This is a genomic window from Dokdonella sp. (genome assembly GCF_035703485.1).
GTDB lineage: Bacteria > Pseudomonadota > Gammaproteobacteria > Xanthomonadales > Rhodanobacteraceae > Dokdonella.
The window spans coordinates 1-22068 of record NZ_DASSYD010000188.1; the positions used below are offsets into that span (position 1 = coordinate 1).

Annotated in this window: 16 protein-coding genes; 5 read left to right on the forward strand and 11 right to left on the reverse strand. The window is 58.4% G+C overall.

Going from position 1 to position 22068, the window contains the following annotated elements; genetic code table 11:
• Window positions 1–66: 66 nt before the first annotated feature.
• A complete protein-coding gene (locus VFN25_RS14345) occupies window positions 67–192 on the forward strand; it encodes a hypothetical protein (protein ID WP_325143084.1) in 126 nt (41 codons plus the stop codon).
• A gap of 362 nt (window positions 193–554) precedes the next feature.
• Here the strand turns inward: VFN25_RS14345 and VFN25_RS14350 are convergent, their stop codons facing one another.
• On the reverse strand, window positions 555–2438 hold the full coding sequence (locus tag VFN25_RS14350) for a winged helix-turn-helix domain-containing protein (RefSeq protein WP_325143087.1): 1884 nt from the start codon (window positions 2436–2438) through the stop codon (window positions 555–557).
• A 239-nt stretch (window positions 2439–2677) separates the two neighbouring features.
• Here VFN25_RS14350 and VFN25_RS14355 point away from each other — a divergent pair, with 239 nt between their 5' ends.
• From VFN25_RS14355 to VFN25_RS14370, 4 genes are all read left to right on the forward strand, one after another.
• On the forward strand, window positions 2678–3952 hold the full coding sequence (locus tag VFN25_RS14355) for a choice-of-anchor Q domain-containing protein (protein WP_325143089.1): 1275 nt from the start codon (window positions 2678–2680) through the stop codon (window positions 3950–3952).
• Entirely contained in the window at window positions 3952–4122 is a 171-nt protein-coding gene (locus tag VFN25_RS14360) for a hypothetical protein (protein WP_325143091.1), read from the forward strand. The genes VFN25_RS14355 and VFN25_RS14360 overlap by 1 nt, the downstream gene beginning before the upstream one ends.
• 9 nt (window positions 4123–4131) lie before the next feature.
• Window positions 4132–5619, forward strand: a complete 1488-nt coding sequence (locus VFN25_RS14365; RefSeq protein WP_325143093.1) for a hypothetical protein — start codon at window positions 4132–4134, stop codon at window positions 5617–5619.
• Window positions 5620–5970: 351 nt separating this feature from the next.
• A complete protein-coding gene (locus VFN25_RS14370) occupies window positions 5971–7212 on the forward strand; it encodes a hypothetical protein (RefSeq protein WP_325143095.1) in 1242 nt (413 codons plus the stop codon).
• Between the two features lie 155 nt (window positions 7213–7367).
• Here the strand turns inward: VFN25_RS14370 and VFN25_RS14375 are convergent, their stop codons facing one another.
• The 10 genes from VFN25_RS14375 to VFN25_RS14420 form a co-directional block, all read right to left on the reverse strand.
• Complete coding sequence (locus VFN25_RS14375; protein ID WP_325143097.1) at window positions 7368–7790, reverse strand: hypothetical protein; 423 nt, start codon at window positions 7788–7790, stop codon at window positions 7368–7370.
• Window positions 7790–8806 carry a cryptochrome/photolyase family protein gene (locus tag VFN25_RS14380; protein WP_325143114.1) on the reverse strand — a complete coding sequence of 339 codons (1017 nt, stop codon included), beginning with the start codon at window positions 8804–8806 and terminating at the stop codon, window positions 7790–7792. Before VFN25_RS14380 ends, VFN25_RS14375 begins: the two co-directional genes overlap by 1 nt.
• 269 nt (window positions 8807–9075) lie before the next feature.
• Entirely contained in the window at window positions 9076–10785 is a 1710-nt protein-coding gene (locus VFN25_RS14385; RefSeq protein ID WP_325143099.1) for a M28 family metallopeptidase, read from the reverse strand.
• Between the two features lie 166 nt (window positions 10786–10951).
• On the reverse strand, window positions 10952–11830 hold the full coding sequence (locus VFN25_RS14390) for an OmpA family protein (protein WP_325143101.1): 879 nt from the start codon (window positions 11828–11830) through the stop codon (window positions 10952–10954).
• A gap of 3 nt (window positions 11831–11833) precedes the next feature.
• Window positions 11834–12199: a DUF4398 domain-containing protein gene (locus VFN25_RS14395; RefSeq protein ID WP_325143102.1), complete on the reverse strand. Its 366-nt coding sequence runs from the start codon at window positions 12197–12199 to the stop codon at window positions 11834–11836.
• Window positions 12200–12583: 384 nt separating this feature from the next.
• Window positions 12584–15640 carry a type III restriction-modification system endonuclease gene (locus VFN25_RS14400; protein WP_325143104.1) on the reverse strand — a complete coding sequence of 1019 codons (3057 nt, stop codon included), beginning with the start codon at window positions 15638–15640 and terminating at the stop codon, window positions 12584–12586.
• 146 nt (window positions 15641–15786) lie between these two features.
• Window positions 15787–17445: an RNA-binding domain-containing protein gene (locus VFN25_RS14405; protein WP_325143107.1), complete on the reverse strand. Its 1659-nt coding sequence runs from the start codon at window positions 17443–17445 to the stop codon at window positions 15787–15789.
• A gap of 10 nt (window positions 17446–17455) precedes the next feature.
• On the reverse strand, window positions 17456–19561 hold the full coding sequence (locus tag VFN25_RS14410) for a site-specific DNA-methyltransferase (RefSeq protein ID WP_325143109.1): 2106 nt from the start codon (window positions 19559–19561) through the stop codon (window positions 17456–17458).
• Between the two features lie 49 nt (window positions 19562–19610).
• Complete coding sequence (locus VFN25_RS14415; protein ID WP_325143111.1) at window positions 19611–21341, reverse strand: hypothetical protein; 1731 nt, start codon at window positions 21339–21341, stop codon at window positions 19611–19613.
• Between the two features lie 3 nt (window positions 21342–21344).
• Window positions 21345–22068 (reverse strand): hypothetical protein (locus VFN25_RS14420; RefSeq protein WP_325143113.1); only part of this gene is annotated, 724 nt, incomplete at its 5' end.

Genomic DNA, 22068 nt, shown 5'->3' on the forward strand with positions numbered 1-22068 from the left:
AACCAGCTGCGCGGAGACATGCCCTCGGCACACCATCCCGAATCACAGATCGCCGGAGAGTAACACTTGTGCAGAAATTACCCGACACCGATTGCCAACGCGGATTGGAATGCGGCGACCGGCGAAAGCTCGTGGTACCAGAACTGCGTGCCCTTGCCAGACCTGATCTACGCCAATGGCTTTGAACCCTGACGCGTATCGTCACGTAGCCGATCATACGTGGACCCGCATGCAGGCATCCGGGTTCCTTCACGCCTGCAGACGGATGCATGACATTCCGAATGGCGCACGCCACAACGGGCTGGATTCAAGACCAGCTCAATGCGAGACTGAATCCAGAGCGCTGGAAAACTGGAGGAAGCGATTGACCCTTCCCGTTGTCGACAGACGGGCGTGGGCGGGCGAGCGCTTGAAGCCCCCGTTTGCTGGCAACCAGAACGATTGCGGTTCCACGATCAATCCTGTTTCGGCCAGCCGCCGCCCGGCACGCCGTAATTTCGCATCAGCGCGGCATAGGCGGGCAGTTCGCGCAGGTGATCCAATGCCGGGCTGACCTACAGAACGACGAATACTTCGCCGCGTGCTTTGAGGATATCTTCGAGCAGATCCAGTGCTTCGTCATCCCGGCCGCGCGCGGCGAGTTGCTCGAAGTCGAAGAAGCGGTACAGCGGCAGGCCGATTTGGCGATACGGTTGGGCGTGGTCGGCGACGGCGCGCCAGAGTGCGGCCGGCCCCTCCGTTTCGATTGCGTGCTGCAAGGCCTGCTGCTCGGACGCATCGAGTTTTGCGAGAAACGAGTGGTGCTTGGCGCGCAGGAGCGCGGCTTCGATCGGCTTGCCGGAGCGGGCGAGGGCAAAGGACCCATACAGGGTGTGCCAGGTGAAATCGGGGGCCAGCAGTTGAGCTTGCCGGTAGGCGTCGAGCGCGTCGTCGTAGCGTTCGGCATGGGTCAGGATCAGCGTCTTGACCCCGAGCAGCAGGGCGGAATACGGCTTGATCGCGAGCGCGCGGTTGATGTTCTCCACCGCCGCGTCGTAGTCGCGGGTCACGGTCTGCATCTCGGCCAGGTGCTGGCGCGCGGCGATGTTTCCGGGGTCGAGCGCCAGAGCGCGTTGCAACAAGCCGATGGCGGCTTCGAAATTCCAGTCCCGCAGGGCCAGTACCTCCGCCTTGGCCGCGATCGCCTCGCTGTGATCAGGATCGAGCTCCAGCGCGCGTTCCGCAGCAGCCATGGCTTGCGCATAAGCCGATTCCGCCGGCATCCCGTTGTACTGGATCTGGTGGATGAAGCTGAGCGCCAGTCCGGAAAATGCATCGGCGTAGGCGGGATCCTGCTCCACCGCCTGCTTGAACAGTTGGTGCGCCTTCCTGACGCCCTCCACCGAACGTCGCTGCACGAACCAGCGCGCCTGAGCCTGCAGGCGATAGGCTCTCGGATCGGCGGGATAGTCTTGTGCTGCCTTCCCTGCCGGCGCCTCCAGCGCCGCTCCCAGCGAGCTCATCACACTGGCCACGATGCCATCGCGGAAGGCCTGCTCCGATCCGGGATCTTCTTCAAGCGTGATCGTCCACAGCAGTTCGCGGGTGGTGGCAACCACGAGACGCAGTTCGACGTCAATGCGTGACCGCTTCTCCACTGCCGACCCCGTGAGTACGGCATCGGCACCGCTCTTTCTGGCCAAGGCCAAATAATCAGCGGTGCCGCCTTCGGCTTCATCGCCCTTGGGCTCGGGTAGCATCAGCACCCGATGCTTTCCGCGCTTGAGCAGGGCGCTGGCTACGGCTTCGTGCACGTCGTGAATCAGGTAGCGATGATCATCCGGCACATCCCTGTCCGCCAGCGGCGCGATGGCGATGACGTTCAATCGAGCCAGTGCCGCTGGCTGCGCGCCTGCCTGCGGCTTGTCTTCACCCTGTCGTGACCATAGCGCGGTAGCGGAAATCACGACCAGGGCGAGCATGGCCGCTGCGATCCAGTGATGTTTACTCGACCCTGCTAAAGGCAGCGTTGTTGCCGAAGCAGGCTCGTCGTGTCTATCCGCTGACACGTCATCACCCTGCTCAGGAGACTTTTCGATGAGGTCTTCCGGCGCAATCAGGCGCTCATCGGAAATCGGAGTCACCGGCGCGATCAGGCGGTAGCCTCGCGATGGAACCGTGCGGATGTAGGCAGGGTTGCGCGCATCATCTTGCAGATGCTGGCGCAGCAGAGAAATTGCGCGGGCAATCACCGAGTCACTGTGATGCAGCGAACCCCAGACCGACTGCAAGATCTCGTCCTTGCCCAGGGTCTGCTCGGGATGTTGGCTCAGAAATACCAGCAGGTCCATGACCCGCGGCTCCAACGTCACGCGCTCTTCGCCACGGACGATGCAGTTCTCGCCGACATGGATCTGCCATTCACCAAGCTGGAAGCTATTCGACAAAGGATCGCTCATAGCGCAATCAACGTGTGACAGTTGACGCTCCTGAAGTTGAGTTTCTGCCGGTAATTAATGCATTAAGCAAATCATCATGAATTCCTCAGGAAAGCATAAAGCACGCGCGTCGGCGCGTGTACACACTGCCGTCTCGTTTCCGAGGACGCAGAACCATGCCTTCATCAAATGCTTGTCGCACGCTGCCGAGATCGCAGCATCCAGTTTCAGGTTGGCTTGTTGCTTGCCTGGCATTCCTGTTGTTATGGCCAGTAGCGGCGCTGGCGGCCATCTTCAACGTCAACGTCACTGTGTCCGATGCCGCGGACGACAACGTCAATGACGGTGTCTGCCGGATTGCCGGGCTGGACGGTTTTTGCACTCTGCGCGCAGCGGTGATGCAGGCCAACGCCAGCCCGGGCCCGGATATCATCATCTTGCCAGCGGGTGCCACGATCGTGCTCACCATCACTGGCAATTCCGAATTCCTGCCGGCCTCAAAGGGTGATCTGAACGTGCTCGAGAACCTGGTGGTCATGTACAGCGGCATCAATCCGGATGATTACCCGCTGATCGACGCCAGCGGCCTGGACGACCGTGTATTCGATGTCTTCCAGGGCGAGTTCTTCCTGACCCATGTGCGGATCACCGGTGGCAGCCGAAGCGAACCCGGTGGTCGTGGCGGCGCCATCTTCATCGGTCCGCTGGCCACCAGCACCACGCTTACCGGGATCGAACTGTTCGGCAACAATGCCGCGCATGGTGGCGCCGTCTACAACGATGGCAGCGAGCTCGTCGTGATCGACAGCAGTCTCCATAACAATGCCACTTCCGAACATGGCGGGGCTCTGGTCAACCACTGTGGTAGTGCAACCATCGAACGCAGCTCGGTCTACCAGAACAGCAATTTCGGCAGCTTTGGCGAATCCCTGCACAATGTCCGCAACAATGCCGCCGACAGTGGCGTTTGTCGGCTTGATGTGCGCAACAGCAGCGTGCTGGAAAGCAGCGGCTTCGGGGTGTTGAGCCAGGGCGGTACCCTGAATCTCACCAGTAGCACGATCGCTGAGAACCTGGATGGCGGCATCCGCGTCGGTCCCGACGCAGCGGGACAGACCCTGGGCGAGCTGCGCATGCGCAATTCGGTGATTGCCGAAAACGCGTCGGCCAATTGCCAACTGATAGGCTCCGGCTGGAACACCAACGGCTACAATGCCGCCGACGATGGTTCCTGCGGACTGGCCAGCGGCTCGACCAACATTGTGCTGCCCAGCCTAGGCCTGCTCGCGGCCGGGAACGACAGCGAATCCTGGCAGCGCTTCAAGCGACTGGACGCGAACAGTCCCCTGCTGGATTCCGCACACCCAGTCACTGGCGGCGTCGGCTGTCCGGAGGAGGATCAGCGCGACAAGCCCCGGCCAAAGCAGGGCAGCATCGATGGTTCGGTTCGCTGTGACGTCGGCAGTATCGAGATGCAGGCGGTGCAGGGCGAGGTTCCGATATTCGCTGACGGGTTCGAGATGATTGTCCAATAATGAACCCATTTCCTCGAGTACAAAACCACCAGCAGCCATCACGACTGTCATGGTTGCTGTTGCTGATGTCGCCGCTATTGCAGGCCAGTAATCTCTACGTGTGTGATTGCGCCGAGAACAGCCTGCCGGCCTGTGTTGCGGGAAATGACGGCAACAGTGGTGACAGTTAGGGATCCCCGTTGCAGTCCTACGAACAGGCGCGACTTGCCTTCGCCGGCCTTGCTGCCGGCGAATCCATTCGCTTGTGCCGTGGCGGCGCATGGAGCGTGACAACGAGCGCCGATCGCTGGGTCAATGCCGATTGCCGTGCCGACATGCCGTGCACCGTTGGCGCCTATACGCCGAACTGGGCCAATGATGAAAGCCCGCGACCGTGGATCGAGCGACTCACCGACAATCACGGCTTTGCGCTTCAGGACGGCGGCAATGCCGATCACGAAGAAGGCTATGTGTTCGAAGACCTGCATGTCAGCAGCAATCAGGGCGAGACGGCATCTTCCAGCGGCTTCCTGTTGCAAAACGACATCGACGATGTCGTGATTCAGCGTGTCACCATCGAGGGTTTCCGCATTGGCGTCCATCTGGCCGGCTCCAATGATTGCAGCGGCGATCCACAGTGTGACGGCAGGAACGACCGCATCGTCCTGCGCGACGCACTTGTCGAAAGCAACCGCAGTTTCGGCTGGCTAGGCAGCTCGGATGGCAGTCAGGTTCTGGATAGTACGTTCTCCAACAACGGGTCAATGGCCGTCTTCGACCACAACCTCTACGTCAGCGGTGTCAGCAACGGCATGCGGATCAGCGGCAACCGCTTGTACCGGGCAACCCTGGATTCAGGTGGCAACTGCAGCGCCGTATCGCTGGTCGTGCATGGCAAACAGAGCAACCTGCTGATCGAAGGCAACGACATCGAGGAAGACTTGGGCAAGGTGGCGCCGGGCTGCTGGGGTATCGCGGTAGACCCCGGCTACACCGAAGCCGAAGGTTTCACTGACGTGACCATCCGCGGCAACCGGCTGCACAACGTCGGGCGCATCGCCATCGGTGTCGCCTCGTGTCAGCGCTGCGTAATCGAGAACAACCTCATCGTGCAGGAGAATGCCACTACCGACTTCGACAGCATCGGCATCGCCGCGCCGGATCGCAGCCGCGCGGCGAACGACTTGCCGATGGACGCGATCACTGTCCGCAACAACTCGACCTACTTCGGCCCGAACGCCGCAGGGTACGGCATTAGCCTGAATGAGGAAGGTGGCGCACACCTGCTGGTCAGCAACGCGATCCACTACGCGGGCTCGGGCACGTTTGCCTGCTTCGATGTCGACCTGTTGCCGACGCGCTACCTTGCCATGGACTACAACCTCTGCTTCACTCCATCGACGATGGGCGCCGACTGGGTGCGTGACACAGCGTCCCTTGGCGAATGGCAAGCGGCGACCGGATTCGACATCCACTCCGGCTCCGTCGATCCGGGATTCATCGGTCCCGCCGCAAGCGACCTGCGCCCGGCTTCGATGGTTTCCGCGATGGTCGACCAGGGTGACCCGCTGTACTCGAGTGGCGCCGACGTTTCCGGCCATCCGCGCGATGCTGCCCCCGATATCGGCGCATGGGAGTGGGTGTCCACGATGTCGGATCTGATCTTTGCGGACGGATTCGATTCGTAGCGCCGACTCGATCATCTCGGGTTTGGCCGGGGACGGGACGGTCTTGCGCCCATGGCCGTCCATCGGTCGATGGTTTCGTGACTAATGAATGCCGAGAGCGTGTTCTGAACGGGTTCTGACCTCCCTTCCTCCGGTCGCCCCCGGAATCAGCTCCGGGGCGGGCTCTGGGCACGCCGAAAGGCGTTCCCGGAAGCGATCGTCCCGGATTCATGCGCCAGAATTCGCGCCCTGAGCGATCCCTAAGCTTTTCCTAAGCCTGCCATCATGTCGGGTTGGCGCGTGCAAGCAACAATCGCCGGACGTCTTTCACCGCGATGCCGAATCATGATGCCGCGCCTAATTGTTCCGTTGTTGTTCTGCCTGCTGTTCGCGCCGATGTCCCATGCTGCGATCTTCACGGTCAACGTCACCGTCCAGGATGCCGTCGACAACGATCCCGGTGATGGCGAGTGCCGGATATCGAGTGGCAATTTCTGCACCCTGCGCGCGGCGGTCATGGAAGCGAACGCCACGCCAGGGACCGACATCATCGTCCTGCCGGGCAACTCGAGCATCACCTTGAACATCACAGGCAGCGGCAACAGTGCGGCGACCGGCGACCTCGACATCAAGGAATCGGTGGTGATCGGCACCTTTATCGTGCCGGACGACGAATTGCCCGTCATTGATGCATCAGCCCTCGGCAATCGCATCTTCGACGTCCGTCCCGGGACCGCGCTGTTCACCCTGCAGCGCGTGATCCTGCGTGGAGGCGAGGCCACGGCAGGTGGTGCGATCTACGTTCGCGACGGCGTCGACGAAGTGACCGTGACGCGGGTGAAGTTCGAACACAATGCCGCCGACGAGTACGGCGGCGGCATCTACAACCTCAGTGCGCGACTGACGATCGAGGACAGCGTGTTCAACGAGAACAATGCCGGGTTCGGTGGCGGCGCGCTGATCAACGACTGCGGCATCGTCAGCGTCCGGAAGAGTTCGTTCTGGAAAAACGAGTACCCGGGCGACACCTTCATCACCAGCACCGTCCTGGCCGATCGCCAGCTCAGCCTGCGTCACACCTGCGTCACGACCTTCACGACCGTCAGCATCAGCGACGGCGACGGTCAGGCGCTGCTGATACGCAACGCGACGAGCGCCGACGAGATGAAGGTCAGCTTCGGGAGCTCGACCCTCAAGAACAATTTCCGGGCGATCGAGCTCGATGGCGCCGATGCCATCATCCTGGTGATCAACTCGGTGCTGGCCAGTACGAACGCAGCGCTCAATTGCAGCTTCGACGGCGTCGCCAGCGCGCATCCGCTGAGCAAATTCAATATCGAGACCGGTCACAGCTGCCAGGGCATTCTCGGTTCGCCGGGCTGGACCGATACCGATCCGGGCCTGGACCGGTTGGGGGGCGATGGCTGGCACAGGTCGTACGTTCCCCAGCCCCCGGACACGGTGATCGACGTCGACATCTATTGCGACGGAACCGACCTGATCGGTCGCGAGCGGCCCCAGGACGGCGACAACGACGGCCAGGCGCTCTGCGATGTCGGCGCGGTGGAATACATGCGCGACGACGTCATCTTCAAGAATGGCTTCGACGGCTGATCCTGCCATTCGGCCCATCCTGTTGATCGGGTAACGGCCGCGCCAGATGCGAATCATCCAGACTCGAGCGGGCTTCGGGCTTCGGGCTAAGCGCGGTGCCCTTCGGTTTCCACTCAGGCAATGACCGCGGCACTGCTGGCGCGGGCGCTTCGACGTCAGGTTGGCGACCCCGATCGAGTTCGAATCGATCGAGCGGCATCGCGAATCGTCAGCTTCTCGTCGTCGTCCAGTCGACCCAGATTGCGCACCTGCAGGGCCATGTGCGGGTTCTTCGCGAGCCGATCGGCGTGGCGCATCAGGAAGTCCCGGTACAAGGTCGTGAACAGGCAGGCGGTTTCGCCGCTGCGTTGCTTCGGGTCGTAGCGGCAGCCCTTGCAGTAGCCGCTCATGCGGTCGATGTACTGGCCTGTCGCCGCATAGGGCTTGCTCGCCATCAGGCCGCCGTCGGCAAACTGGCTCATGCCAAGCGTGTTCGGCAGTTCGACGCATTCGACCGCGTCGACGTAGACGGCCAGATACCAATCATGGACCTGCTTCGGTTCCACGCCGAGCAGCATCGCGTAGAGGCCGGTGACCATCAGACGCTGGATGTGATGGGCATAGCCGAACTTGAAGGTCTGGCCGATCGTGTCGGCGAGGCCGTGCTTGTCGGTGACACCAGTCCAGTAGAACGCGGGCAGATCGACGCTCGCTTCAAGTGCGTTCGATTCGAGATACTCGGGCATGCGGGTCCAGTAAATGCCGCGAACGTATTCTCGCCAGCCGAGAACCTGACGCAAGAAGCCTCGACGCTGGAGAGAGGGGCGTCTCCTTTCTCGTAGGCGTCAATTGCGGCGGCAACGACTTCGCGCGGATCAAGCAGCTTGAGGTTGAGCGCGGCTGGCAGGTGCGAGTGGTAGAGCCAGGGCTGGCCGGGCCACATCGCATCCTGGTAGCGGCCGAACTGCGGCAGGCGTTCGCGCACAAAGTGGGTCAGCGTTTCGAGAGCCTGATCGCGAGTCACCGGCCAGACGAACGAATCGAGCGAACCCGGATGATTAGCGAAGCGTGACCCGACGAGATCAAAAACCTCGCGAGTCAGCGCATCCGGTTTGAAGCACGCCGGCTCGGGCACGTCGCGAGGGCCGTCGTTGTCGAAGGCGCCGCGGTTGTCCGTACCAAAGTTCCATTGACCGCAGATCGGTTGCACGCCATCCATGAAGATGTCGCGGCGCTTGCGCAACTCTCGGTAGAAATACTCCAGACGCAGCGTCTTGCGGACGCTGGCGTGCGCCGCGAACTCGCGGACCGTCACAAAGAAGTGCCGGTCATCGCATAGCTCGAGTTCGAGCCCTTCGTCACGAGCCATGGCGCGCAGACGCTGCAAGACACGCCAATCGCCGGGTGCGGTCATGACAAGGCGTTCGGGTCGAACGGACGCAATGGTCGCTTGTAGTGCCGTGCCGAGATCGACTACTGCATCGGGCGCGTCGAGGCGTTGGTAGATCAGCGGCCGGCCGACGTCGCGCAGGGTGACGGCAAAGTGGCGCATCGCCGTGTGAAACAGCACGATGCGCGATTTCGACGTCCAGAAATGAGTCGACTGCCTCGGCAGCCTCGGCCATCCAGACTGTGTCGCACGCTACATCGAATCCGTCGAAGGCGCTGGCGGCAGCATCAAGCTGGTCTCCGAGCACGATGACCAGCGAGCGAACAGGGGTCTCTTTCATGTGTCGAGGATACCGGGACATACCGTCATGCAGTCGCACGATCTCTGGATATGAGACACAGGCGAACGACTATCGCCCTGCAGTCTTGGCTGCGTTTTCCCTCCGTTGGATCACGTTTCGACGCGGCCCGCTATCAGCGAGCCGCGCCGTCTTTTTACTTGTCAGTCTTGGCCGGTCGCGAGAAATCAGCGCCAGGTTTCCACTGCGGGAAGGTTGATTCGTCGGCGAGTTTGCGCCCGACCGCGTAGAGCAGATCGAGATCCTCGATGACGCCGCGGTAGTCCCAGTTCGGGTCGTAGTTGTCGCCGGGCTTGTGATAGCGGTTGGCCGTGTAGTCGTCGGCCGCCTTGCGTCCGGCCTCCTCACCGCCCTCGACCAGATCCAGACCACTCATCGCGTACAGGGCCGGGACTCCGGCACGGGCGAAATTGACGTGATCGGAGCGGAAGAAGTAGCCCTTTTCCGGCGATGCGTCGGCAGTGACCACGCGTCCCTGGGACTTCGCCGCCGCTTCGGCGTATTCGTCGAGCTCGGATTGACCCAAGCCGATCACGGTGAGATTCTTCGCCGGCCCGTTGATCGGCAGTGCATCGATATTGATATTGGCAACGGTCTTGTCGAGCGCAAATGGCGAATGCGCGACAAAGTACTGCGCGCCAAGCAGGCCCGATTCCTCAAGCGTAACCGCGGCGAATACAACCGAGCGTTTCGGTGGGGTTGGCTGGTGCACAAAGGCTTCGGCAATTTCCATGATGCCGGCAACACCGGTCGCGTTGTCGATGGCGCCGTTGTAGATCTGGTCACCTTCCAGACTTTCGTCCTTGCCGAGGTGATCCCAATGCGCGGTGTAGACGATCGCCTCGTCAGCACGTTCACTGCCAGGCAGTACGCCGATCACGTTTTCCGAGCTGGTCGTTTCAACGACGCTGTGATACTCGACCGAGAGCGTGGCGTCGAGTTCGACCGGCTTGAAGCCGCGCAGGTCGGCACTCTTCTTCAACGCGGCAAAGTCAGCGCCAGCGCTGGCGAACAACCGGGTCGCGGCGTCCTCGCTGAACCAGCCGGCAGTTTCCAGGCGCGGCGCGGGATCTTCGCTGGCCGGCAAGGCCAGTTGCGGTCCGGACCAACCGTTTTGCACAACTTCCCATGGATAGCCGGCTCCCGGTGTTTCATGGACGATGAACAACGCCGCCGCACCCTTCCGCGCTGCCTCCTCGTACTTGTAGGTCCAGCGTCCGTAGTAGGTCAGGGTCTTGCCTTTGAACAATTCCGCATCGTCATTGCCCCAACCCGGATCATTGACCAGCACGATGACGGTCTTGCCCTTGACGTCGATGTCGGCATAGTCGTTCCAGTCCGGCGCATCGACGCCATAACCAGCAAAGATGATCGGTGAGTCGACCAGCTTCACATCGAGGCTGCCGTTCAAGCTGTTGATGACACTGTCCTTGCCGATCCCAAAATCCGACTCGCCCTTGGCGCCCTTGACCTTGATCTTCACATCGGCGGGATTCTGCAGGGTTGTCTGCACCATCGGCACGGTCTGGAACCAGTTGCCGTTGTTGCCAGGCTTGAGGCCGATTCGCTCGAACTGATCCTTGATGTAGGCCGTGGTCACCCGCTCACCGATGGTGCCGGGTTGGCGGCCTTCGAACTGATCGGAAGAGAGCTTCTTGAGGCGCGCAGCAAAATCCTCGGCCTTGATCTGCGCCGAAAATTTACCGTCCGGGGTTGGCACTACAGGTGCCGGTCGACTATCAGCAGCTACCGTTTCGGCAGGGCTCGGGGCTGTCGTCGGTGCTTCCTGCTGCCCGCAGGCAACCAGTGTCAGCAACATCGAGCAAGCAATCAAGGGACGCATCATAGTGGGGCTCCGAAACCATAAACGACCCATTCTAGACGTCCGCGCGATGTTCTGCTGGTGCTTGTCGGCCATGCCGCGGAAAGGTGCAGAGGAATCTCAATGCCAGTGCATTCTTCGACCAGCAATGGTCTGGCGGAGAAACCCCTCTGCTCCTTTGACTTCCTGCTCAGCGAGCGACGCTCGAGTTGACGATGACTTCGACGCGGCGATTCTGCTGGCGTCCGGCTTCCGTTGCATTGCTTGCAACCGGATAGTCCGGTCCGAGGCCCCGGGCGGTGATCTTGCCCGGATCGACATCATGGGTGACCAGGTAGGCGCGTACCGAATCGGCGCGGCGGTTGGATAAATCCATATTGTGCTCACGAGAACCGGTAGAATCAGTATGACCCTCGATGGTGATGCTGGCCTCCGGATCCTTGCGCAAAGCGTTGGCAAGCTGATCGAGTGCACGTGTGGCTCCCGGCTTGATCGCGGCACGATCCACCTCGAACAACACATCGCCGAGGGTCACGACCAGACCGCGTTCGGTTTCTTTGGTCTGCAACTCGGTCAGCTGTGCACGCATGACATCCAGCTCATTGCGTGCTGCGTTGGCCTCGGCGCGAGCAATCTCGGCACTGCGGCGTTCCTCACTGGCGGTGGCCAGCGCCGCATTGGCAACTCGGCGCGCGTTCTCGGCCTCACGGCTGCGCACATCCACCAGCAATCGATCGCGCTCGACACCGAGCTCCTTTCCGCGTTGTTCCGCATAACGCGCCAGGCCAATCGATTCGGCGGTTTGCACCAGACGATCGGCGATATAGATGCCGTGACGGAACATCGGCTCATCAAGACGACGACCTTCATTGGACATCATGTCGACCGCATTCTGAGCCTTGCTGATCTCATTCACCGCGTTGGGTGCAATACGCGGATCGGCACGCAAGTTGCTCAATTGATTGTCGAGCCGGACGATTTCCGGCGGTGGCCCTTTTGGCACGCTGGCGCAGGCGGCAAGCACAAGCGCGCCGAGGATGGGTGTCAGTCGAATCATGGAAAATTTCATGGCTCAGCTCCCCGGTCGGTTGATTTCACGACGCAGCGTTTCGATGCTGGCCTCGATTTCCGCAGTCGCTGCGGTGGCACGCTTCTCACGGGCTCTCGCCGAAGCCAGATTGGCATCGACCTCGGCCTTCTCGGCACTCATCGCGCTCTGTTTCCATTGACGACGCTCCAGCGCGCCACTTGCAGAAGCGAGGTTGCCTTTCGCAGCATTCATTTCTACGGGTGCATAGGTTGCCGCATCGGCGGCTTCGGCCCCTTGAACGGCGGCTTGCGCCTTGGCGTAGAGGATATTGGCGTTGTCGCGATCGGATGCGAATGCGATGCCGCACCAGAATGTGGCGAGCAATAGCAGTGCGAGGCGTATTCTCATGGTGTTCTCCCTGTTGTCGGAACGGTCGTTGGGTGAGGCATTCGACCGATTTTCAAAGCGGGAACCTGTTGGATTCCGGCCACGACTATTCCGCGCTCAGGGTGAACCTGAATGAAATTCAGGGGAGATTACAGTTGCTGAATCAATCATTCATCCAGAAGATACGAATAAAGAACTATAGACAATGGTCTGTCGCAAGCGATTGCGGATGTAATGACCCGATCGAGCGCGATGCCAAAAAGGGGCAAAAAATGGGATGGTCCAATCATCGCGGTCATAGACAACTCGTCGTTATATGGCCTCAGATCTACCCCATAAAGTGTCCGAATTCCTACCCTTCGGACACTTTATGCCAGTATTGGCAAAGTAGCCGCATTCTGGGGGCTACCTGACGACATCCATCAGCTTGCCGAAGCTATCGACGACGTCGTAACGGACGTTCTCAGGCGCGAATTGGCGGTTCATCTTGTCGAAGAACTTACGCGCACATTGAATCTTGGTCTTTTCAATCTCACGAAGTTCCATCGATGACATGGAGCCTTTGGTCTCGGCGACGAAGTAAATGTGCTTGATCGCCCCTTCCTTGAACGTGATGGCCCAATCCGGGTTGTAGTCCCCGACAGGGGTGGGAATCAGGAAGCCGCGCGGGAGCTTCGCATACACGACCACGTCTGCGCTGGTATCCAGCTCCTTCACGAAATCACGCTCTACCTTGGAGTCGGTCACCACATAGTCATAGATATGGCGTTGAAGCTTGTTGCCAGCATTACTGAAATCCTGCTTGCTCTGTCCGGCAGTGAAGATATGCAGGTCGAATTTGTCCTCGACCGGATCGTAGGCAAGATGCTCGACGATCACCGTGGCTTTTTGTTCGTTGATTAGCCGAATCGCCTCGGCGATGAAGCTTTCCGGATTGGTCTTGAACTGTGCGAACACGGCCACGTTAATCGCCTTGAGGATCTCGGCCACCGTTCGCCGAGTCAGCTGAGTACCCTCCACCAGCTTGCCAATCAGGTCGTATTTCACAGCCGAATGAATCGACAACTTGTTGTATTCGACTTTGGTCTCGGCGATCCGGAACGCACCGCCGCTTTTCAGCTTTTCGACCGTCACCGCATCCGTTTGCTCGCCACGCTGGATCGTGTACTGCAGGGGCGTCACACGCAGCCCGGCATCTTTATCGTTGATTGACGCCACCGCCTTGCGCACTAGCTCATTGGAATTGAAATCCACACGGTAAGCCGCTTTACGGTTGATCCGATTCCATAGCGCCTTGAATTCCTGTTTGTCAAAGTTGGTGTTGAGGGGATTGTCTTTCGGTCTGCGCCCGTCCTCGATGTCAGGAAGTTGACTCTCATTGAACAAACTACCGATCAACTGGAACACCTGATCAGCATGCGGCTGCAGATCTGCCGGCAGCTCCGCCAGAGAGCCTTGCTTCTTGGCGTCGTGATATCCGGCAGAGATGAAATCGGCATCATCCAGATAATCGTTCTTCACCAGATATTTGTAGATCTGCTTCGCCTGTAGAGGCGTGACCTGCACATCTCCGCTGGGTGTCTTCAGTACCTTGCCTGTGAAGAACTCTTCGTTCGCGATTCGGGGTCGGTCGGTCAAGGTTGCGCTGATGTCTTTCTGCAGCGCCGCAACAAAATCCTTGTAGCTTTCGCTGGCCACCACCGTCAACACATTCACATCATGAACAGTGGCCGGGTTGTCCATGCGGTCTCCTTGCTGATTGACCGACAGGCGCAGGCCACGGCCCACTTCCTGTCGTCGAGAGATCGTGTTGTCGCTGTGTTTGAGCGCGCAGATGACGAACACGTTGGGGTTGTCCCAACCTTCGCGCAGTGCCGAATGCGAGAAAATGAAACGCACCGGCTCATCGAGGGAAAGCAACCGCTCCTTGTCTTTCAAGATCAGATCGTAGGCGTCGGAATCATTGGACAGGCCCGCATTTTCACCGCGCTTCTCTTCATCGGGATTGGTCAGGCGTTTGGTCTTTTTGTCGATCGAAAAATAGCCGCTGTGAGTTTTCTCGGTCGAGATATCTTTCAGGTACTTGGTGTAGGCAGACTCTTCCAAACCCAAGATCTCGTTGAGATAGAGATCGTATTCCTCCTCGAATATCTTCGCGTATTCGCCTTTGTCGTCCTTCGCCTCGTAGTCGCGATACTTGGCTACCTCATCGATGAAGAACAGAGTCAGCACCTTCACACCCTGCTGGAACAGCGTCTGCTCCTTGTCGAAATGCGCCTTGATTGCTTCCCGAATCTGGATACGGCGCAAGGCCGCTTCATTCACGTCACCGATCGCATCGCCCACCATCAACTCAACGCCATTGGTGAAGTTCAGCGTATCGGTATTGGCATTGATGTCGGATACCACAAAGCCGTCTCGGTACTGATCGAGCTCAGCGGAGAGATCGAACAAGTTGTCGCCTTTTCCAAGCTTGCGTAGAACGCGCTTGATCGTGCCGTTGGCGAGCTTCTGCTCCAGCTCCACCCGAGCTATTGGCGGTTTGGATTGAGAAGTCTCAATGCTCTGCAGATACAGATACGCATTGGTGCCTGCCAAGCCTTTGACGGCGATGCCTCGTACCGCGATCTTCTTGACCAGCTTCTGGTTGTAGGCGTCCAGCGCATCCAACCGATGAATCTTGTTGTGCGTGGTCTTGTGCGTTGCCGAGTAGCGCAGCACCATCAATGGCTTGAAATTGACCAGCGAATCCAGCGTCTTGCCGCCTTCCATCTTTTGCGGTTCATCCAGGATCAGGATGGGACGATTGCCGCTGATAACATCGATGGGTTTGCGAGACTGGAAATCGTCCAGTTCGTCGTAGATGCGCCGATTGTCCTTGCCTGTGGCATTGAACGCCTGCACGTTGATGATCATCACATTGATGCCGGCATCCGAGGAGAAGCTTTCCAATTGGTGCAGTTGCCTGGAGTTGTAGATGAAAAAACGCGTCTTCTTCTGGTAACTCTCCAGGAAGTGCTCAGCGGTTATCTGCAACGACTTCGCCACGCCCTCGCGAATCGCGATGGAAGGCACCACGATGATGAACTTGCTCCAGCCGTACCGCCTGTTCAGTTCGAAGATCGTCTTGATGTAGCAATACGTCTTGCCGGTGCCGGTTTCCATCTCGACATCAAGGTTGATCAGGGCCGCCTTGGTCTTGACCAAGGTCTCTGATAGCGGGAGGTTCTGCCCGCGCTGCACCTGCTGAATGTTATCCAGCACTGCGGCATCGGTCAGGAACAGGTCGGCGTTGCGGAATCCGGATTCGGTGAACAAGTCGTCCACGCCCTTTTGGGCTTTGCCAGGGTCGATGCGATAGCTGATCGCTTCCGGGCTGGCTGGCAGCTGGCCCTTGAAACAGTCAACCACGGCTTGCACGGCGGCGGTCTGGAAGGCCTGAGTTTTGAATTTGAGCTTCATTTGGCACCTTGGCAGTTCTATGCAGCGGAAAGCGAGTTTCTCGCTCCACAATCACGTTCTGTTTCTGCAACCTTTCTGCAAAACGGCGCTGCAGAAAGGCTCAAGTCATTGGTTTTTATGTGGTTTATGCGATTGGCTTGCTGCGTTCATTCTGCAAGCCTCCAAACGGGGTGCCCGCGACTGCCCGTGTTGTGGATGCGTCCCTTGCGCCGCAGATTGGTCAACAGATTGGCGACCTTGTTGTCTTTCTGAGTGTCGTTCAGCGCATCGCTCAGCTTGCCCAACAGCAACTTGTTGATCTCCCCTCGCGAGGCTTTGCCGAACTTCTCCAGGTAGTCCGTCAAGAGTTTGGCGTAGAACTCATCATCCTGGGCTCGCGTGCGGATGTAATCGGCTTTGCTGGCGGTAGCGTCAGCCACGGAGGCCGAAACGAAGTAGTTCGGCTTGCGGCCCTCGATCAGCCCGGCCTTGCGCAATCGGCCAGCGGCATCGTCAGGAATGGCCAGCTTCTTCTGCACCCGATCCAGTGCCAACACATCCATCAGCGGCAGGTCGGTCTTCTGGATCAGCAGGCGACTATAGGCAAGATCCATCACCCCCCCATAGATTGTCATCCTCACCGCACCGGGTTCACTCAGATCGTAATCCGGCATCGGGAAGTAGCGGCGTGCTTGTCCCCTGTACATGTCGTGGATGCCATAACCCATGGTGTCGATCATATTCAGCTCGGCCATCGCCTGCGCGAGGAACGGGTTGCGATAACGACGGGGAGGCCTCGTGTTCTGAATGTAGTCTTCGGGAAGTCCTTCAAAGAAATCACCCTCGTTCTCGAAGATCAGTTTGTCCGGCTGCTCGACCACGACTACCCGCCCATTGCGCCTGTAGTCCTGATGAGCAATGCAGTTGTGCAAGGCCTCAAGTACAACCCGCTGGTCGTACTTGGGTATTTCCACCGGCACCAGTTGATCCTGCGGCAGGATGCGCAGCTGAATATTGCGGATACGCTGGTACAACCGCGTCGAATTAAGCAAAAACGGCGGCCCGAAGTGTTCGTAAGCACGCTCAGGGCCTTCCAGGCTCCAAGTCAACTGTGCGGGGTGGGGAGAGAGGCGGTATGCCGATTCCGCATTGCCCAACAAGAGTAGCGCCGCGCGGGTAACGCGCCCCTCTTGCGTGACTCGCGCACGATCAAGAAAAGAAGCGAGCGGCCAATCCAGCACGTCATCGAGTGAAAGGCGATTGGCATACTTGGCAGCGAAGGATTCGCGCGCCTTTCGAACCGCCGTCTCATCCAGATCGGCCAGCGTTGCGTCAGCCACCACCTGTGCCGACCAGTCTTGGGCCAGAGTCTGCTGGCGGATACCATCCTGCTTGTCCAACGATAGTGAAGTCAGGCTCTCGCCGGCGCGGGCGTAGTAGTGGCCTTTCCACGCAATCGGTATGCCTTGCGGCGCCGCTGGAATCTCAAACAAGAGCACGCGACCGTGCGCATGCGCTAGCTCGTGGATATCGCGGAAGCTGATGCGCGGCTCGGCGTTCTGCGTGATTTGCATCTTCAATTGATGCAAATGCTCCGCCTCGCGCCGGTAATCCGTGCCAACCACGGTACGACTGCGGTTGTTCACCCCAAACACCAACCAGCCCGCATCGACGCCGCGCAAGTTGGCTTCGTTGGCCAGTGCAGAAAAATATTTGCCGATATCATCCGTGCTGTAGTCGTTGCCGGCTTGCTTGAACTCGACCACCTCGTTTTCCCACGTGGCAGTCAATTCCGTCAGCAACTGCGTTAGTGCGCTCTGCTCCATTGCCACGTCCTCAGATGCACTTCACATCAGTGGTGGGCGACAGCAGTTTGAAGATCTGCTCGACATTGATCTTGACGGCACTGTTTTTGAATCCGGCATCGCGGAACACTACGCGTAGCGGCTTTTTCGTAGCGAGCTCTTTCACAAACGCTTCGTCGATGCCGCCGCTTGAATCGAAACACGCGATCAAAGCATCGCTGTCGACAAAGAGGACTTCCTTGCTCTGGATAGTCTGGTTGGTGATGGGTAGGGCCAGATCGACCCCCCAATCGAGCATCACCTGGAACAAAAGGTCTTCGGCGCTTCGGTCGGGTTTGATGTTGTCGACGAATAGATCGATGTTTGCCTTATCCAATGCGTCAGGTGAGTAATAGACGTCAGCCATGTTCGATGAGTCAATCTTGAGGACGCGAAAGCCAACTTCGCGCATCCAACTAGCTTGTGTGCTCTCTACCAATATCGCTTGGCCTGCTCGTCGTAAACGTTCCTTCGATACCTCCGACAAGACTAGGGGCCGGCCCAGCTTCTTCAGAAGGGTAATGGCTGCTTGCACAGTTTTCTTGGCAGCCCCAGTCGTTGATGCAAGAGCTACCTCTAGGTTCTCGGGAAGCTGTACCAGAATATACCGATGGTTAGTGCCGTAGGCCGCGTTAGCTCGCAAGACGGCATCTCCTGTCGAACCTGAGCCAGCAAAGAAATCAACGATAATTCCGTTCTTCTCGCGAGGCGTCATGTATTTGATGAGCCTGGTTAGTTCGTCATGATCCTTTGGGTTGTTGAAGACCTTGGCGCCCATCAGATTTCGCAAGTACTTCACGGCAACCTGCGACTGTTTGTAGAAGTAAGAGCCGCGAACCTGAGTTGCTAGCTCGACATCGTCGGCCTGATCCTCGCTATCTACTTCATTGCCATCATCCTCGTCAGCTGCCTCTTCCGTAATCGGCCGAATATGTGCTTTTCGAAAGGGAGGCTCAGTATGGTCAACTCGAAACTCTACTAGTCCCAATTTGATTTGGCGCTGCATTTCATCTGGTGACGAATATATCCAGCCTCTTTCAGGAACGGCACACGGTTTTTTGGTCGTGGGATGCAATACGTCGTACCGCGGTCCATCGCCTCCCGGCCATGAAATATCTCGATCACGCCATGGACCATGCTCGTCCACGCGCTTGTAGCGTGCCCACTTCTTTGATGGATGGCCTTTCGGCAGTTCAGAGTACCAATTGCTCAGTTCAGCCTCGATCCCTGCATGGTCATCGCCATGCGCATCCTTTAGCCGTAAAAACTCATCCCAGATCTCTCTGGCGCCAGGTTTCTCTTCTCTCCATATTTCGTTCCTAGATCTTAGGGTGGTTAACTCTCGTGCGTACACCAACAAATATTCGTGACCAACAGAAAAGAACTTCGCATCGTTCTTTCGACCTTTTTCCCAAACGAGTTGGGCCACGAAATTTTGCTCGCCGAATACTTGATCGCACATGCGTCGCAGTGAAGCTTGTTCCGCATCGTCAATACTGATCGCAATTAGCCCTTCGTCGCTGAGCAACCGCTTAGCCACCATGAGGCGTGGGAACATCATGTTGAGCCAATCTGTGTGAAACCGTCCGTGGCTCTCCGGATTGCTGACTAATCGGCCGCCTTCTTCGTCTCGCTCGCCTGAAGCGTGCTCGAAAACCGACTTACTTTCAGTAAAGTTATCCCGATAAATGAAGTCCTTTCCAGTGTTGTACGGCGGGTCGATATAGATGAGCTTCACCTTGCCGAGATAAGTCTCCTGAATCAGCTTCAATGCATCAAGGTTGTCGCCTTCGATAAACAAGTTTTGCGTGTTGTCAAAATCCACGCTCTCCTCGCGGCATGGTCGTAACGTCTTGGCAATCGGCGCATTGGCCGTCAACAGCGCCTCACGCTTGCCCGGCCAATTGAGCTGATAGCGCTCTTGCGGGCCTTCAACAAGCGAGTCTGAAAGCTCCTGGCGCAACTGGTCGAAATCCACCGCCAGCTTCACGCTCCCGTCCTCTCCCCTGGCCTCGGTCACGCAGCCGGGAAACAGCGCTCGGATACTGGCAACGTTGTCTTTGGTCAGGTTCGGCGTATGCATCTTCAATTTTTCCATCGGTGTTTCCTTGAAACGCGACTGTGTATAGGTTGAGCCGGGCGCGCGGCTAGAAGCGATCCAGGACGTGGCCGCCCAATCCACTTGCCGTGGTTTTGGCAACGCCTTTCGATCGGATCACGTTTTTCCTTGCGCCGCCAAGCGAGACGGCAACCCTCGGGTAATACTCTTCGAGGTCGGGGTAGTCTTTCTGGAGCCAAGCCGGAAAAGACTGGGCGGCAGCCACGGCAACAGGCGAGCCATTGACCAACACGGCCTCAGCGGCCAGTTTTCGAGCCATTGGCAGCCCCGCACCACCGCCAGTCAAGACAATGACCAGGTTCCGAGAAGCGTTGACGCGCACCCAGTTGATGAACTCAGGGTCTACTGCTTCCAGGACCTCAACGAGGGTGTCGCGCAGCGATTCCTCAAAACCCTTGACCGCGTCATGGGCCAGGAATTCGTCCAAGGAAACCTCCACGGTTTCATCATTGTAGAGGACGATGAAAACCGATCCGGTGTTGAACAGGGTTTCCTTGTGGTCGCGAATATCTCGTTCGAGATGGTAGGCGATATTTGTGAATTGTGGGTGCGCTGCAGTTATGCCAGCTTGCCCGAGGATGAAGGCCTTGAGAAGATGATCCAGATGGTTGCCCGCCTCCGTAATTCCGCGCGCCGAGTTATCCACTTCCATTGCGGTCGTCTTGGCGCTGTCGACTTCGCCATCATCGTCGATAGACACAAGCAGCCGGTAGAGGCTGAAATCACTGGTGCCCGCGCCAATGTCAACCACCAACGCGAGCGAATCATGACGAGACCGCCAGCTAAGCAAGGATCCCGCGACACCGAGAGGCTCGGTGATGCTGCCTTCAATGAAGGGATAGCTTCGCTTGCTGGCGCGCAGTTGCTTGACCGCTGCGAGGAAGCGGCCCAGGGGAAGGCCTTCGTGGATCTCGTCCTTTAGGGTATCCGCAATTATCTGAGCTTCTCCGAGGAGACTCATGAGCTTTAGCCTGACCTGCTCTGCATTGGGCCTCGGGAAGCAGGGCATGGCAAATCGACGAGGGAAATTCCGGGGCACCGTCGCCTCGACGATGTCTTCGGATAGAGCGGCATTCACCGCCCAGGTGAAGAAGGCAAGGTATGCAAGTACAAGATCTTCGTAGGTGATGTTGTGCGTCGTGGGGTTGTGGATACTCTCAACCGGCGTGCTCAAATTGCCCTCGGAAAGCCAACGCTTGATGTTATCGAGTCTTGTTGTGCTCCCGTCAGATGTGGCATGTGCGTGCTCCATCGCCTTCTTGCCAAACCAGATGAGGCCTTGGGCATCGATGAAGAGCGAGGAGATCAGCATGAATTCGTCGATTTCTTCCTGGTCGCCAGGTATGCCTAGTCGCAGCACCTTGATGTCTTCGAAGTTTGTGTCTTCGTTGTCGCTTACGAACGTGGCTTTGGACATGGCTGTCCCGAAGTCCAGGCAAACTCGAAAGGATGTGGCGCATTCAGGCAGGGTGACGGCAGTCAGATCAAGCGGCACCTCGATATCGATAGACGGCTCGACAATCGGTTTGGATGGAGGCGCGGCCAACAAAGATTGGGGTTCGGGGGTCACCGGGGACGAAGCCGCTGGCGCTTTTGGCTTTGTTGCCGATGATTCGACCGAAACTTCTGCGAGGAGGGCATCAAGCGCCTCCAGTTCTCGCTGGGTAATGATGCCCTCAAGTCGGTAACGACCGCTCGTGTCCGGTTCGATACGTTCGCGCAGGTTGGAAAGAATCGCTTTTGCAAGAGTGATGTCCATGTCCTATTCCTCCGGTTCCACGCGTGGTTTGACTAACACTTTCGTCTTTCCCCCAAATTCCTTGCGAATTCCGTCACGCACAACCCTGACTTTACGCACGCCAGAGCGGTGACCGCCTTCCATGTCGTGTTCCATTGCGTTGTAGTCGACGGTACTTCCAAGCCAGTCCGTCTTGCTCAATTTGCGCATACGCGCGAGCCGCTCCGCCACTTGGGCGATGCTCTCGTAACCGGTCGCTGCTCGTTGGACAGTGGCGGCTTGGCAGGGATCAAACGTCTTGAGAACGGGTACAACGGCGCTGTTCAATTTTCCCATGCACTCGCGGTTGGCATCGAGCTGGATGAGAAGTTCGCCGATCTGCTGATCTTCCGTATTGCCTAGCTTGTGCTCGGCCGATCGTTCGCTCTGGGGAACGCGCCCTACCTTCAGCCAATACTCAGCGGTATCAGGAGCAATATCCTCGGCACCTGCGAAGTGGCGCTTGATTGCGGCCGAAATCTGCGGAATAGATGACCAGCATGCCTCCATTACGCGCAAGATCTCTTTGTCGGTGGTGTTTTGTCGAGCTAGCACCCGCGCTGTTTCCAACAGATTTATTTGAACCTTGGCAATTACCGACGAGGATTCAATAAAGCGCGCCCAGGGTCCGGGTGTAAGTAGCTTCTTGCCATCAAGCATCAGACGGTAGGTGTCAGCCTGAAACGCATGGGAAAATCTCAGTTCGACA

What these genes read in the sequence shown, in the direction of transcription:
- VFN25_RS14360 (WP_325143091.1), top strand. Translation starts at nt 3,952, where the DNA reads ATGAACCCATTTCCTCGAGTACAAAACCACCAGCAGCCATCACGACTG.
- VFN25_RS14400 (WP_325143104.1), bottom strand. Translation starts at nt 15,640, where the DNA reads ATGAAGCTCAAATTCAAAACTCAGGCCTTCCAGACCGCCGCCGTGCAA.
- VFN25_RS14375 (WP_325143097.1), bottom strand. Translation starts at nt 7,790, where the DNA reads ATGGTCACCGGCCTCTACGCGATGCTGCTCGGCGTGGAACCGAAGCAG.
- VFN25_RS14415 (WP_325143111.1), bottom strand. Translation starts at nt 21,341, where the DNA reads ATGGACATCACTCTTGCAAAAGCGATTCTTTCCAACCTGCGCGAACGT.
- VFN25_RS14405 (WP_325143107.1), bottom strand. Translation starts at nt 17,445, where the DNA reads ATGGAGCAGAGCGCACTAACGCAGTTGCTGACGGAATTGACTGCCACG.
- VFN25_RS14395 (WP_325143102.1), bottom strand. Translation starts at nt 12,199, where the DNA reads ATGAGAATACGCCTCGCACTGCTATTGCTCGCCACATTCTGGTGCGGC.
- VFN25_RS14350 (WP_325143087.1), bottom strand. Translation starts at nt 2,438, where the DNA reads ATGAGCGATCCTTTGTCGAATAGCTTCCAGCTTGGTGAATGGCAGATC.
- VFN25_RS14385 (WP_325143099.1), bottom strand. Translation starts at nt 10,785, where the DNA reads ATGATGCGTCCCTTGATTGCTTGCTCGATGTTGCTGACACTGGTTGCC.
- VFN25_RS14390 (WP_325143101.1), bottom strand. Translation starts at nt 11,830, where the DNA reads ATGAAATTTTCCATGATTCGACTGACACCCATCCTCGGCGCGCTTGTG.
- VFN25_RS14410 (WP_325143109.1), bottom strand. Translation starts at nt 19,561, where the DNA reads ATGGAAAAATTGAAGATGCATACGCCGAACCTGACCAAAGACAACGTT.